Origin of the sequence: Rothia sp. CCM 9417, from assembly GCF_048513575.1 — a bacterium.
In the GTDB taxonomy this organism is placed as follows: Bacteria; Actinomycetota; Actinomycetes; order Actinomycetales; family Micrococcaceae; genus Rothia.
In genome coordinates this window covers 72,978-85,631 of sequence record NZ_JBLXXT010000002.1, presented here as the reverse complement: position 1 = coordinate 85,631, position 12,654 = coordinate 72,978, and the positions used below count along the sequence as shown (strand labels likewise).

The 12,654-nt window shown below is 54.7% G+C and carries 14 protein-coding genes; all 14 read right to left on the bottom strand.

What is annotated here, in order from left to right:
- Positions 1 to 3: 3 nt before the first annotated feature.
- The gene (gene dprA / locus ACN082_RS03795; RefSeq protein WP_419099523.1) at positions 4 to 1,263 is read right to left on the bottom strand and encodes a DNA-processing protein DprA; all 1,260 of its coding nucleotides are present in this window, start codon (positions 1,261 to 1,263) and stop codon (positions 4 to 6) included.
- Entirely contained in the window at positions 1,260 to 2,807 is a 1,548-nt protein-coding gene (locus ACN082_RS03790) for a YifB family Mg chelatase-like AAA ATPase (protein ID WP_419099522.1), read from the bottom strand. Before ACN082_RS03790 ends, dprA begins: the two co-directional genes overlap by 4 nt.
- 2 nt (positions 2,808 to 2,809) lie before the next feature.
- Entirely contained in the window at positions 2,810 to 3,214 is a 405-nt protein-coding gene (locus ACN082_RS03785) for a YraN family protein (RefSeq protein WP_419099521.1), read from the bottom strand.
- A 282-nt stretch (positions 3,215 to 3,496) separates the two neighbouring features.
- Positions 3,497 to 3,835 (bottom strand): DUF2469 family protein, encoded by a 339-nt coding sequence (locus ACN082_RS03780; RefSeq protein ID WP_419099520.1) that lies wholly within the window; start codon positions 3,833 to 3,835, stop codon positions 3,497 to 3,499.
- The gene (locus ACN082_RS03775) at positions 3,832 to 4,614 is read right to left on the bottom strand and encodes a ribonuclease HII (protein ID WP_419099519.1); all 783 of its coding nucleotides are present in this window, start codon (positions 4,612 to 4,614) and stop codon (positions 3,832 to 3,834) included. Before ACN082_RS03775 ends, ACN082_RS03780 begins: the two co-directional genes overlap by 4 nt.
- 4 nt (positions 4,615 to 4,618) lie before the next feature.
- Entirely contained in the window at positions 4,619 to 5,350 is a 732-nt protein-coding gene (lepB, locus tag ACN082_RS03770) for a signal peptidase I (RefSeq protein WP_419099518.1), read from the bottom strand.
- A 113-nt stretch (positions 5,351 to 5,463) separates the two neighbouring features.
- Entirely contained in the window at positions 5,464 to 6,129 is a 666-nt protein-coding gene (lepB, locus tag ACN082_RS03765; protein WP_419099517.1) for a signal peptidase I, read from the bottom strand.
- Between the two features lie 24 nt (positions 6,130 to 6,153).
- A complete protein-coding gene (gene rplS / locus ACN082_RS03760) occupies positions 6,154 to 6,501 on the bottom strand; it encodes a 50S ribosomal protein L19 (protein WP_419099516.1) in 348 nt (115 codons plus the stop codon).
- Positions 6,502 to 6,801: 300 nt separating this feature from the next.
- The gene (trmD, locus tag ACN082_RS03755) at positions 6,802 to 7,596 is read right to left on the bottom strand and encodes a tRNA (guanosine(37)-N1)-methyltransferase TrmD (protein WP_419099515.1); all 795 of its coding nucleotides are present in this window, start codon (positions 7,594 to 7,596) and stop codon (positions 6,802 to 6,804) included.
- A gap of 3 nt (positions 7,597 to 7,599) precedes the next feature.
- Positions 7,600 to 8,208, bottom strand: coding sequence for a ribosome maturation factor RimM (gene rimM / locus ACN082_RS03750; protein WP_419099514.1), 609 nt, complete (start codon positions 8,206 to 8,208; stop codon positions 7,600 to 7,602).
- Positions 8,209 to 8,357: 149 nt separating this feature from the next.
- Positions 8,358 to 9,902, bottom strand: coding sequence for a 5-methylcytosine restriction system specificity protein McrC (locus ACN082_RS03745; protein WP_419099513.1), 1,545 nt, complete (start codon positions 9,900 to 9,902; stop codon positions 8,358 to 8,360).
- 79 nt (positions 9,903 to 9,981) lie between these two features.
- Positions 9,982 to 11,613 carry an McrB family protein gene (locus ACN082_RS03740; RefSeq protein ID WP_419099512.1) on the bottom strand — a complete coding sequence of 544 codons (1,632 nt, stop codon included), beginning with the start codon at positions 11,611 to 11,613 and terminating at the stop codon, positions 9,982 to 9,984.
- 71 nt (positions 11,614 to 11,684) lie between these two features.
- Entirely contained in the window at positions 11,685 to 11,927 is a 243-nt protein-coding gene (locus ACN082_RS03735) for an RNA-binding protein (protein WP_419099511.1), read from the bottom strand.
- Between the two features lie 2 nt (positions 11,928 to 11,929).
- The gene (gene rpsP / locus ACN082_RS03730) at positions 11,930 to 12,358 is read right to left on the bottom strand and encodes a 30S ribosomal protein S16 (protein WP_419099510.1); all 429 of its coding nucleotides are present in this window, start codon (positions 12,356 to 12,358) and stop codon (positions 11,930 to 11,932) included.
- Between the last annotated feature and the right edge of the window lie 296 nt (positions 12,359 to 12,654).

The window sequence follows — 12,654 nt, the reverse complement described above, 5'->3', positions numbered from 1 at the left end:
GGTTCACCCCATTTTAGCCCCTAAGTGCTTGTGCCCTTGCTCAAACTTTTTGCGCCAGCCATTTCCCTGACTCTGAGCTAGCCCTAACCGTTCCATCTGGGTCAGCGCTAGCATGACAGACCGGGCTGGGATTCCGCTTTCAGCACCGATAGCGTCCACAGGGCGGTAGCTACTGACCGGGAGCACGTCCCAGACCCTGCCTTGGATCTCCGTTAGGCTGTCTATTAGCGCCTTCCGGGCATCGACAGATTCGCTCAACAGACTTGCCTGTTCAGGGGCTTCTAAATTCAACCTACCTCTTTCGAGGTGTGTGGCATCGGTGATGAGCTGGGCTAGCCCATCGCGGATCAGCCGGTGGCAGCCCTCAGAGCTCGGGGAAAAGATAGGCCCGGGTACCGCGTATACCGGCCTGCCCAGCTCTAGAGCGTGGTGGGCGGTGTTGAGGGCTCCGCTGCGCCAGCGGGCTTCTACGACCACGGTGCAGTAGGCAAGGGCCGCAATGAGCCGGTTCCTTTGCAAAAAACGGTAACGCGTGGGGTTCTGGCCCAGAGGGACTTCCCCCAGAATCAGTCCACGGTCGATGATGTTTTCGAGCAGACTGGCGTTTTGACGCGGGTAGAGCCGGTCCAGCCCACCTGCCATGAGGGCAACCGTAGGAAGTTCCGACGCGCCGGTGCTCAAGGCGACCCGGTGAGCTAGAGCGTCAACCCCAAATGCGCCCCCGGATACGATGGTCTTACCCGCTGCGGCTGAGTCACCGGTTAGGTGTGAGGTTGCAGAGTTACCGTAGGAGCTGACATCCCTGGAGCCTACGATGGCCTGGCTGGTAGCAAGGTTGAGATGCTTGAGCAAGGCTCTATCGCCTCTGCCCCACAGCCCAAAGGGCATACGTTCGGCAAGGTCATTGAGGGCCACCGGCCAGTCAGGGTCTTCGGGCACACAGAGCCAGGCCCCGCAGGCCTTTGCCCAGGTCATATCCTGCTCTACCCTAATCCCACCCCGTCGGCCCTGCCAGCGTTCCATACGGGCTTGCACAAGACCACGGAGCGAGGAAAAGAGCTGGGGGTCCTCCCGGCCAGCTTGCGCCAGCTCTTCCTGCAGGTAGCTGGCCGTCAGCTCCCTGCGCCCGGTCAAGAAATCGGCTGTCAGGAGCGGCCCGCAGAGGGCGATCAGGGCGGCAGTTGCTGTATCTTCGGGGTCGCTGATCCGCATGATTTCCGCTCTTGCGCGGCGGATATTTTCGAGGTCCTGGTGCTCAGTCATGATGCGCCGCCTTCCATACCAAGATTGCGAAAATACAGGGCCAGGTCCAGATGGTCCTGGGTGGGGCTAGTGCTCCCGTCAAGATCGGCCAGGGTCCAGGCGGTTCGGAGTACCCGATCATAACCGCGAGCGGTGAGCGTCCCCCGGTCAATGGACCGGGATAGCTCCGCGGTGAGAGCCGCAGAGAGCTTAAGCGGCCCGCGCAGAATCTTTCCGTTCGTCTCAGCATTGGTGCTCAACCCGTAGGGAGCAAGCCGCTCAGCCTGAGCCGCCCGTGCCTGTGTCACTCTGTCCCGAACCCTTGCAGAACTCTCATAAGTGCCGCTGGCCGCCAGTTCAGCGGCCGTCACCTTAGGGACGGTAATACGCACGTCAAGACGATCGAGTAAGGGGCCAGAGAGCCTACCGAAGTATGCCCTCCGTTCCCTGCTGGTACAGGTGCAGTCCAGCCCCCGCCCCACGTTGTTACCGCAGGGGCAGGGGTTAGCCGCCATTACCAGCTGAAAACGTGCCGGGTAGCGAGCAGAAGCTGCAGCGCGGTCGATGACAATCTCCCCGCTCTCCAGCGGCTGGCGGAGCGAGTCAAGAACTGTCCGCTTGAACTCAGGTGCCTCGTCCAGGAAGAGGACCCCGCGGTGGGCCTTAGAGACACAGCCGGGGCGGGGAATGCCAGCACCACCACCCAGAATTGCGGGAGCGCTGGCGCTGTGGTGGGGCGCTTCGAAGGGAGGAAGGGTCATCAACGAACTCCGAGCCGCCCCACCCGAGCACAGCGAATGAATTGCCGTTACCTCCATAGCATCTTGGGGACCCAGCGGCGGCAGAATACCGGTCAGCCGCTCAGCAAGCATGGTTTTACCTGAGCCAGGAGGCCCATTCAGGAGCAGATGGTGCCCACCCGCCGCAGCAATTTCTAGTGCCAGCCGGCCTTCGGCTTGACCAGCAACATCTGCCAGGTCAGGAGGTAAAGCCTTGGTTTCTTGTTCATTCTCTCGCACGGGTCTGGTCAGCTGAGGCCGTTTGAGACTTTCAGGCTTCTTAGCACCCAGCTCCACAAAGATATCGGCCAGGCAGCTGTAGCCGTAAACCTCAGCCCCCGCAACCAGCGCCGCCTCCTGCTGGTTACCGGCAGGAACCACAACCTTGGGATACCCCGCATCGACAGCGGCCTTAACCGCAGGCAAAATACCGGGTATCTCCCGCAGGCTCCCGTCCAGACCTACCTCCCCCAGGTAGACAGTCTGCCCAGACGGCTTCAGCTCCCCTACAGCTTGCAGGGCAGCTACCAGCATGGCAACGTCAAAGGCAGATCCCCGCTTAGGCAGGGTCGCCGGAGTGAGATTGACGGTGAGCTTCTGCGGCGGCAGGGCAAGCCCGGAATTCTTAGCCGCAGAACGTACCCTGTCCTTAGCCTCATTCAAAGAATTATCGGGGAGACCCAGCAGTACAAAGCCAGGAAGCGCAGCGGACACATCAGCCTCTACCTCAACCAGGTGGCCTGTTACCCCGACCAGTGCTATTGAGAACGTCCGAGCAAAAGCCACAGCTACAGCACCGCCTTAACATGCTCAAAAGTGAAGTCCTCGGCTGTGCCGCACACCGCAACAGCATCAATACGCAGGGAACGGTAATCACCGGTATGCTCCGAACACCAGGCATAAGCAAGCTGACGGAGCCGGTTCCCTTTCTCACGGGTAATGGCTTCTAGCGGGTGGCCGTATCCGCTCCCTGACCGCGTTTTAACCTCAATAAAAACCAGATCCATGTCGGGATCAACCATGACCAAATCGATCTCCCCCACCGGTGAGCTCCCTAGGTTGCCAGACGGTGGCCGCCAATTCCGTTCCACCAGGCTATAGCCATTAAGTTCCAATACAAGCAGCGCAAGGTCTTCACCCCAGCGCCCTACCCTAGTGTGGTTGGCGATACTGGACTGGGTTCTCAAGCTCATAGCCAGGCCTTTCTCATGTGAGGGTCAGGTACCCTCAGCATGGACTAGCAGACCCCAACTACCTCGCCCCAAGTAGCGCTGTGTATGACTCAAACCGCCCTAGATGCACAAATACAGAGGTAAGCCAGCTACCAAAAGGTGAAAGAATGACGGCCTATTTCCTCGCAGACCTCTCGGGTGCTCACACCCGAGAGTCAATCACCCCACCAGCAGTAGGTAGCGCGGGTAGGGCAAAGCCCCGGTGGGAACTCACTCACCGGGGCCATGAGAACAAGACAGGCACTACCCTAAATCGGGGTCCAAATCAGTCAAATGAGGTACAACCAGTTCCTCCGCAGCCGCCCGCTCCTCAACGTTGATATCACGCACAGAGTAGACCCTCACATTCTTCACAAACCGGGAAGAACGGAAGACATCCCAGACCCACACGTCCTGAAGCTCAACCTCAAAATAGATAGCTCCGTCTGCGGTTCGCGGTCTTACCTGTACCTGGTTAGCCAGGTAAAAACGACGGTCGGTTTCCACTATGTAGGTAAAGAGCTCAGCGACATTCTTGTACTCTTCGTAGAGGGCAAGCTGGGCACCTGATTCGTAGCTCTCTAAATCTTCGTTACTGCTCATCGATCCTCCTTCTCTCGTTCAAGCAATGCGGCTTTCACCTGATCTGCTGTTGCTGGGAGCGACCAGCTCAGGCGGTGGACCGGTGTAGGGCCGGCCTCCTTAATCCTGGCCCGGTGAGTGGTAGAACCATAGCCCTTATTCTTGGCCCATCCAAAGCCCGGATAAGTACGGTCAAGCTCTACCATGAGCCCGTCGCGTTGGACCTTGGCTACCACTGAGGCGGCAGCAATGGAGGCACACAGGAGGTCTCCCTTAACTTCCATCTGGACCGGCCCGAACCAACCGTTCTGGGTACCCGGAACAGCTTTCCAAGCTTCTGCAACAAGGTCAGTGTAGAGTGCCTGGACTGGGTCAAGCTCAGCAAAAAGGTCATTCTGCGGGTCTGCCAGCCAGTTATGTTTGCCATCCAACAAGATAGCATCGGGGTAAGCCCCAGCGGCAGCTACCTGGGCAAGCGCTCGCTGACCTGCTAAGCGCAAGGCTGTGGTAATGCCCAGGGCGTCAATCTCCGCCGGTGATGCATGACCGACAGCGGTTACAGCCCACTGCTGAATCTCGGGGAGCATAGCCAAGCGTTTTTTCTCGCTCAGCGCCTTGGAATCAACCAGTCCCTCAACCTTCAGCTGGGCACCGGCCTTAATGACAGCTACCCCCACCGTCACCGGCCCAGCCAGCGGTCCACGGCCTACCTCATCCATACCGGCTAGCAGGGTAAGGCCCCGCGCAAACAGCGAGGACTCTACCGAAAGGTCAGCAACTGGCCTTGTTGTACCTACCAACTGGCTACTCGCTATCGGGGACCTGCGAAAAGACGTCATCTGCACCATTGATGAAAGTAAAGTTGGACAGCGGCCAAGCTACCACGAATACCTCACCAACCACCTCAGCATCGTTGATGAACTCTGTACCGGTCTCAATGTGGTAGCGGGAATCAGCCGAATTGGAACGGTTATCGCCCATGACGAAGTAGGAGCGTTCGGGGACAATGACGTCAAAGGCGACCTCGGTCGGTTTGACACCGGGCTTGAGGTAGGTTTCGTCAATCTTGACACCGTTGACAAAAATACGCCCGTCTGGGGTACCCACAACGTGATCCCCACCGACACCGATAACGCGTTTCACAAGGTAGTTGGATGAGCTGTCTGGCATCACGCCCACAAAGGCTAGGGCATCGCGCACAGGGTTTGAGTTAGAAGAGGCAGGCATCCACCCCTGGGCGTCTTTGAAGACCACGATATCGCCGCGCTCAGCCTCACCGAACAGTTCACCGGCCACATTCACAAAGACTCGGTCGTTGATCTGGAGAGTGTCCTCCATAGAGCTGGAGGGGATGAAGAACCCTCGTACCACAAAGGTTTTGAGCAAGAAAGCGATGAGGACCGCGTACAGAATAATCAGGGCGTACTCTTTGAGAGCGCTGTTTTCGCGGCGGCGTTTACCGCCTTTAGGTTTCTTCACCTTTGCGGTCTCGCTGTCGCTAGTCTCATCAATGTTTGCTGAGTTCTGCTGCTCCATGAGCATGCACCCTTCTGCTGAAAACGTCTTTACTGGTTTAGTTTAGTTGCTGATTCTGCAAGGACGGTGGAGGCCTTGGCCCAGCCCGGTTTGGGTAGGGGCCCTTGGTCACCTTAGTCAGGTGTGGTGCTACTTGGCCCTATTTTGTTCAAAGGCCAGACGGTATAGACGGGGGACCCAATCACCTTGTCCACCCTAACCATGCCACCTCCAGGTGCCCCCAAAAGCGCCCGTGAGTCAGCTGAGTTAGATCTGTTATCTCCCATAAGCCAGATTCTGCCCTCTGGAACCTGCACGCTAAAGGACACATCACTAGCACTCTCCCCCTGGGGTAGGTAGGGTTCCTCAAGCCGCTGGCCGTTCACCAAAAGGTAGCCCTCTGAATCACAACATTCAACGATGTCACCGCCCACCCCAATCACCCGCTTGATGTAAACCGTATCTGAACCCACCAATCCTAGCCACTGCCCAGCCGTTCCCAGCGGATCCCGAACCCAGGGACTACCGGATTGGTAGGGGGAAAAAGAACCGGTGCCCTCAAAAACGACTACGCTACCGCGCTCGATATGGCCGGACTGCTTGGAAACAATCAGCCGGTCCCCGGGCTCATAGGTCGGTTCCATGGAGGCAGAAGGAATGTAGTACACGTCATAAAAGAAAGACCGAATAACCAGGAGCACCGCCAAGGCAAGGAGCGAGGCAGTAGCAACAAGGCGCCAGCCCCGTAAAAAGGGTTGGCGCCTTGCCTCACTGGATTCGGCGGTGAGGCCGCTATCCATTGATAAAGGTGAAACCTAGTCGGTTTAGGCTTCGCGCTTCTCGCGGATACGAGCAGCCTTACCGTGGCGGTCACGCATGTAGTAGAGCTTGGCGCGACGGACGTCACCGCGGCTAACAACCTCAATCTTTTCGATGACGGGAGAGTGTACGGGGAAGGTACGCTCTACGCCAACACCGAAGGAAACCTTACGAACGGTGAAGGTTTCGCGGATGCCGCCACCCTGGCGACCAACAACGAAGCCCTTGAAGACCTGGACACGGCTGCGGTTACCTTCAACGATGTTGACGTGTACGTTGAGGGTGTCGCCGGGGCCGAACTCGGGGATGTCGGTGCGAAGTGACTTGTTGTCAATGAAGTCAAGAGTCTGCATTGAATTTCTCCGTGAATATCTCTGCCGCAGGTCAAACATATTCCTGATAAATCGTAGGCAGTGTCTGAGGACGCCGGGGCGCCAGACCGATGCTGTCTACGAGTAGATTGTTTCACCCTCACCCACTCTGGGGGCTTGGGTGGCTCATACTGTTAGCGGTCGCTCTTCCCCCTGCGGCAGGGGCGTGCCCAGTATGAACACAAAAAATAATTATCTCACAGGAAATTAGCTCTGGCCAAGTATGCTGGCGGGAAAGATTGCTGACCTTGTGTGAGTTTAATTGCTTGGCTCTGGGGCTCCTTATGCAAGGGCCGCTTGCTCGGCGGCTTTCTTAGCGGCATGCAGTTCTTGCAGGAGCTTACGGTCCTTCTTGTCCCAGCCCTCTTGGGGGTAGGCCTTTATCATGTCGTAGCGTCGCTCAAAGGTGCGGATAATCTGCTCATCGCGCCGCCAGCGGGCGATGGCCCCGTGGTTGCCAGATAGCAGAATAGAGGGAACCTGCTGGTCCCGCCAGGTAGCCGGTTTGGTGTAGACCGGGTATTCAAGCAAGCCGCCTGTGTGGGATTCTTCGTCCAGGGACTCGGGGTTGCCCATAGCACCGGGTATCAGGCGGGTAATAGCCTCAATCATGACCATGACCGCGACCTCTCCCCCATAGAGAACATAGTCACCAATGGATACCGGCATGACTCTAAAGCTTTGCTGGGCCCAGTTGAGTACCCGCTCGTCGATGCCCTCGTAGCGGGCGGGCGCAAAGACAATGTGTTGCTCTTCTTCGGCCAGCTGGTAGGCCAGTTGCTGGGTGAGGACCTGCCCGGCCGGGGAAGGAACGATCAGTAGCGGCTGGGAGTCGCCAGCAAGCGGGGAGTTAGCTAGGGCTTGGTCCAGGGCCAGGCCCCAGGGTTCGGGTTTCATGACCATGCCTGCTCCCCCGCCGTAGGGGGTGTCGTCCACGGTCTTGTGCCGGTCGGTGGCGTAGTCGCGCAGGTTGGTGAGGTTTAGCTCAACTTTGCCGGTCTCTTGGGCTTTGCCCAGCAGGGAAAGTTCCAGGGGCGCAAGGTACTCGGGGAAGATAGTAATGACATCAAAGCGCATGGGTTATGCGTCCTGCTCGTTTTCGCTCTCTTCGGTCTTGCTGTTGAGTTCCAGTAAGCCGGCGGGCGGGTCGATTATGACGTACCCCTCTTCAATATCAATAGCTGGAATAAGCTCCTCGACGAAGGGAATCATGACCTCAGAGCCGTCCGCGGTGTTTTTAAGGAGCATGATGTCCTGGGTGGGCATGGTCTGCAGGCCCACGACTAGGGCGATGGGTTCTTGGGGTAGGTAGCCGTCCTCGCTGATGTCAGAGGCCAGGTAGACCGGCAGATCCAGGAGTTGGTGCTCGTAGTAGCCTTCGCTGTCGTCTTCTGCCGCTTCGGTGGTGGAGTCGAAGCTGAGGCGGGTGTCGCGTAGGAGTTCGGCCTGGTTGCGGTTTGTGATTTCTTGGAAGGCTACGACCAGGATTTTTTTGTTCCAGCGGGAGTTTTTGACAGTCAGGCTACCTGCCGGTGCCAGGGCACCGGCAGGAGTTGCAGGGTTATGGTTTTCGATCTCGAGGACGGAGCCGGGGGCGAAGCGTTCTTGGGGGGAATCGGTGAAAAGCTGGACGGTGACTTCGCCGCGAATGCCGTGGGGTTTGCCGATTCGGGCTACCTGGACCTGCATGGGTGGCTCCTTGAGGGGTTGGGGATGAGGGGTGTTCTTGTTCTTACACTCTACCGGTAGCGCAATGGTGCGGGCACAAAACGCACCGGGGCAGGCAAAAGCCCCGCGCCGGTTTCCCGGAGCGGGAAGTAATTATGCGACACGCTGAACTAGGCAGATGAATTTTTAGCTAGCTGCCGTACTAGCTGAGGATTCAGGGAACCAGCTTTAAGAACAAAGTTCCTCTGTTGCGCGTCTTCTTGGGAGGGAAAAGGAAGATAGAACTGACCAACTTGAACGAAGTGCTCAGTACTAGGCTGTTCTTGCCCATCGGTAAAGCTGTCTGCATACGGGATGTACTGGTACTTCGGTTCAGGATTTATCAACCCAGTATCACAGGTAGGATAGGCCAAGTACACATTCCGCTTAGTACGGAGCGCATAGGCCGCCATTTGGTATTGGTCCCCCATGCTGGCCTTTGTGATGCCCAAGGCGTTATTTTTGTACTTGGCATCCACATAAAAAGTAGAGACTTCGCCGCCAGATTCGTAGTCAACCACCGCATCGGGGCGTTTACCGCCATCAAGTGCCTTGCTCCAGGTATTGCTTTCACGGCCATAGAATATATGTACTGGATCGGTCTCTTTCTGACTTTTTGCCTTTGTGTTGTCCACGTTGTTAAACTGCTCTAGAACAAGCTGTTCCCAGAGACCGTTCATAGAGTATTTGAGATTTGCAACGACTCCAGGAGCAATTTGGCTATTAACGGTTGCGTTGAACTTTTCTTTCAGTATCGCACGGGCAAGCTCATAGCTTTTTCGTACTGCGAAAGATTCCTGACGGGAAACCTTGTAATGGGTAGCTTGGGATAGCAAGGCATGTCTTGAAGCAACGGTAACGTCCCTGAGCTGGGCAGCAATGAGCAGAGCCTTGGCATAACTGGTCTTTTTACCCGCAACATGGTGAGTTTTTAAGTCAGGAACGCAAAGCTCTGTGGCGGTCCTAATAACCTGCCAGATATGGTTATCTGTGGTTAGTTCATCAAATTCACACTCAATTTTTGGAGATCCCGTTATCTGGCGTCTGATAAGCCCCTCTGGGATCATTCTCCCTTTGACGGTTGTAATCTCATCTGTGTGCAGCACGTACTGGGGTCGGCGGTCGCGCAAGGCTAACATAGCTTCTTCGACGAACCGCATGTAAACAAACCGCTTCATAAACTTGCTTGAAGCAAACATAGCTGTGCCAGCAGATCCGAAATCCTTTGAGGTGGGAATCGGCTCGATTTTGACTTGGTAGGCATCAAGCATGGCCCAGAGAGCTTCTGGCGCGCTTATGTCTTGCTTGCTTCCAGGTTTGAGTGGTCCGTCTGTACCACGTTTTGGTGCTGAGGTTATGTACCAGAGAGGTGAAAGCCTTGACTCATCGTCATCAGCTAGGGCAGAGCGCTCAGACTCACTCGATTCCGCAAGCTCCGTAGGAGATTCTTCGACCAGGGTGGTCAATAGGGTCACAAGGCAGGGGGCTTGCACATGGATGATATCTTGCTCATACAATACGAAGTGAGAGTCTTCGTTGACCTCAATATCTTGGAGGTTCAGGGTATAGGTCTTCGTCTCGTTGGGACGCCAGAGCTTAGGCAAAATATGGAAGACTATAGTTCTGTATTCTTCAGCTCTTTGTGGAATAGGAACTCGCAAGACGGTGAGTCCCACGCCGTTGCCTCTGCTACTAACCTGAAACCACCGTGCAGTTTCAGGCTGAGGTAGCTCCTCAGTCTGGGGATTCATCAGACTAGCTTTCTGCCGAGTTTTTAGGAGATTCTTCGGGGGCAGTTAGCTCTATTTTAGACTCACCGCTTGTTTCCTCCCGGCTATTCGCAGAAATCTGCTCCACAATTACCTTTTGGCCTAGCCCTTCTCCCACATTCTTAAGATGCAACCCCAAAATGGGTTGATTGAAAGGCTCCTCCGCCATTAGATCTTCGAGGTGGAAAATATACGCGATTTCAGCCAGTTGTTTGAGAAGGTCATGGGCGATTTGCTGAGCTGATTTATTTTGCTGGAAGAAGTAGGAGTGACCCAGCCGAGCATCTGGGCCGACTTTAGTCATCAGCTCATCGTTAGCTGAGTCAAACCATGTGAGAACTTCTTCCAGTTCTTCTAGGTCGCTTCGGTTTTCGATCTTAGATTCCTTCCTAAGCTCTTCGGCTGTGAGAGGCTCCATAGTCTGCCAGGTAAAACGTCGGCGTAGGGCTAGGTCAATGGTTCCAACAGACCGGTCAGTAGAGTTCATGGTTCCCACTATGTAAAGGTTGTCAGGTACCGCTAGATATTCTAGGGGCTCTGCGGGCATTTCAGTGATACCGTGGATATCATCGACTGCAGTCTGTATGCGAACAGTAGTATGTTCTATTTCCTTGCCCTCATGATGAGTGCCTTCCAGTTCCTTTGCTTCCTGACGAGTAAGCACAGCTCGACCGTATTTACTTAGTAGTTCTTTAGGTGTTCGCTTAGATTCTTCAATAACCATAAGTAAGTCGCCAAAAACTTTGGCAGTGTTAGCGCGGTTAATTTCATCAATAAACAGCAGATAGTTGTTTTTTTGGTCAGCCGCAGCTCGGTTGCAGAGTTCAATAAAGACACCGGATTTCCCAATAAAGCTACCGTTTTTCTGGGGGCGTAAACCAGACACAAAATCTTCATAAGAAGTAGACGGATGAAATACGACAGTTTCGCTACAATTAAAATTGAACCCAAGTCTATAGTTGACGCCTTTAGGGGCAAAAAGTGAATTCTGATAGAATGTCTTTCCGCAACCCGCAACGCCCTCAAGGATTGTATTTAGAGACGATATTTTTATTTCCACCGCATTAGAATCCTTTTTTTCTGAGTTGCCAAAAGCACCCCCCACCTCCCGGCTTAACTCTCTATTTAGGGCATCTTGGCGGAAAACTTTGGAAGTTGAAGTAACTCCTTCATCGTATCTACTCCTGCCTACCATTTGTATCTCGCCAAACTCTGAATTATTTACAAATTTTATGAAATTTTCAATATAATCATGATAATCTCTAGGATCATTTACTTTAAGATTTCCCGCTATAGGTAAATCGCCAGCTTGGGTCTTAAGAAAGTCTTTATATCCACCATAATATGCCAGGGCAACTAAAGATTGACCAATAGTTGATTTTTTGCCAGATTTATAATTCTTTTTGTATTCATCTATAGTTTTACGAACTTGCTCATCATTACCTGAATACTCAAAATCTATGACTGTGCTTGAGAGCAGGTGAAGGTTCCCCCCAACTTTTAATTTAAGTGAAAGAAACTGATTGAAGGTCAATGACTGTTTTTCAGCCCGGTTAGGGTCTGAGTAGTACGTCTGGATAGACCTATCGGATGAAATCCAATCGACTGGCGAATTCACGAAAAAATCTCCTCAAATAAAAATGATCCTGGGCATATTATATACCCAGGATCACACTTATTTGTATTCAGTTAGCGTCGTCGATCGGTCTCGATGACATCTACCCTAAGACGGTCACCATCATTAATGGCGTTGACCACGGTGCGGATGCTCCTGGCGGTTCGGCCAGAACGGCCAATCACGCGACCCAGATCATCGGGGTGGACGCTGACTTCCAGAGTTTCACCGCGCCGACCGGTCTTAGCCCGAACCTTCACGTCCTCTGGGTTATCGACGATACCCCGAACCAGGTGTTCGAGAGCGTCAGCCAACATGATTACTCTGCTACTTCCTCAGAAGCAGCTTCTTCAGTAGCCTCTTCAGCGGGAGCTTCCTCAGCCTTGTCCTCACCCTTGGGGGTGATAGCCTCGGGCAGGATGACCGAGCCCTTCTCGGGAACAACGAACTCAGGCTTAGCGTCAACAGGCTTGACCTGGTTTTCAGCCTTTTCGCCCTTGGCAGCAGCCAGGTCGCCGGTTAGCTTCAGCAGAGCAGCTACCTGCTCGGTGGGCTGGGCGCCAACTGACAGCCAGTACTGGGCACGCTCTGAGTTGATTTCGATGCGTGAGGGGTTCTCGGTCGGGTGGTAAATACCGATTTCCTCGATAGCCTTACCGTCACGCTTGGTGCGTGAGTCAGCTACTACAACACGGTAGCGGGGATCGCGGATTTTACCGAAACGCTTGAGACGAATTTTAACAGCCACTGTAGTGGTTTCTCCTGTTTTCTATCAGTGTTCGAAGAACTGGTCCTGGCTCGTGGGGCGGGCCTGACCAAGCTCCTCTGCGGACACAACCTCCCCCGGATGAGAGGGGCCGGGGAAAATCGAGTACCCGTCAAGTATGCCAGCTTGTTCCCACTTAAGCTAGGCTTTAGCCACCTAAAAGCGGTGTGTTGTGCGCAATGAACGCGCCAAGGGGTAGAGCAAGGCCAGACGGAAGGCTCCAGGTAAAGAAATAGCCCCCGGCGGACCGGGGGGCTATAGCGTGAATGTGGTGCGGT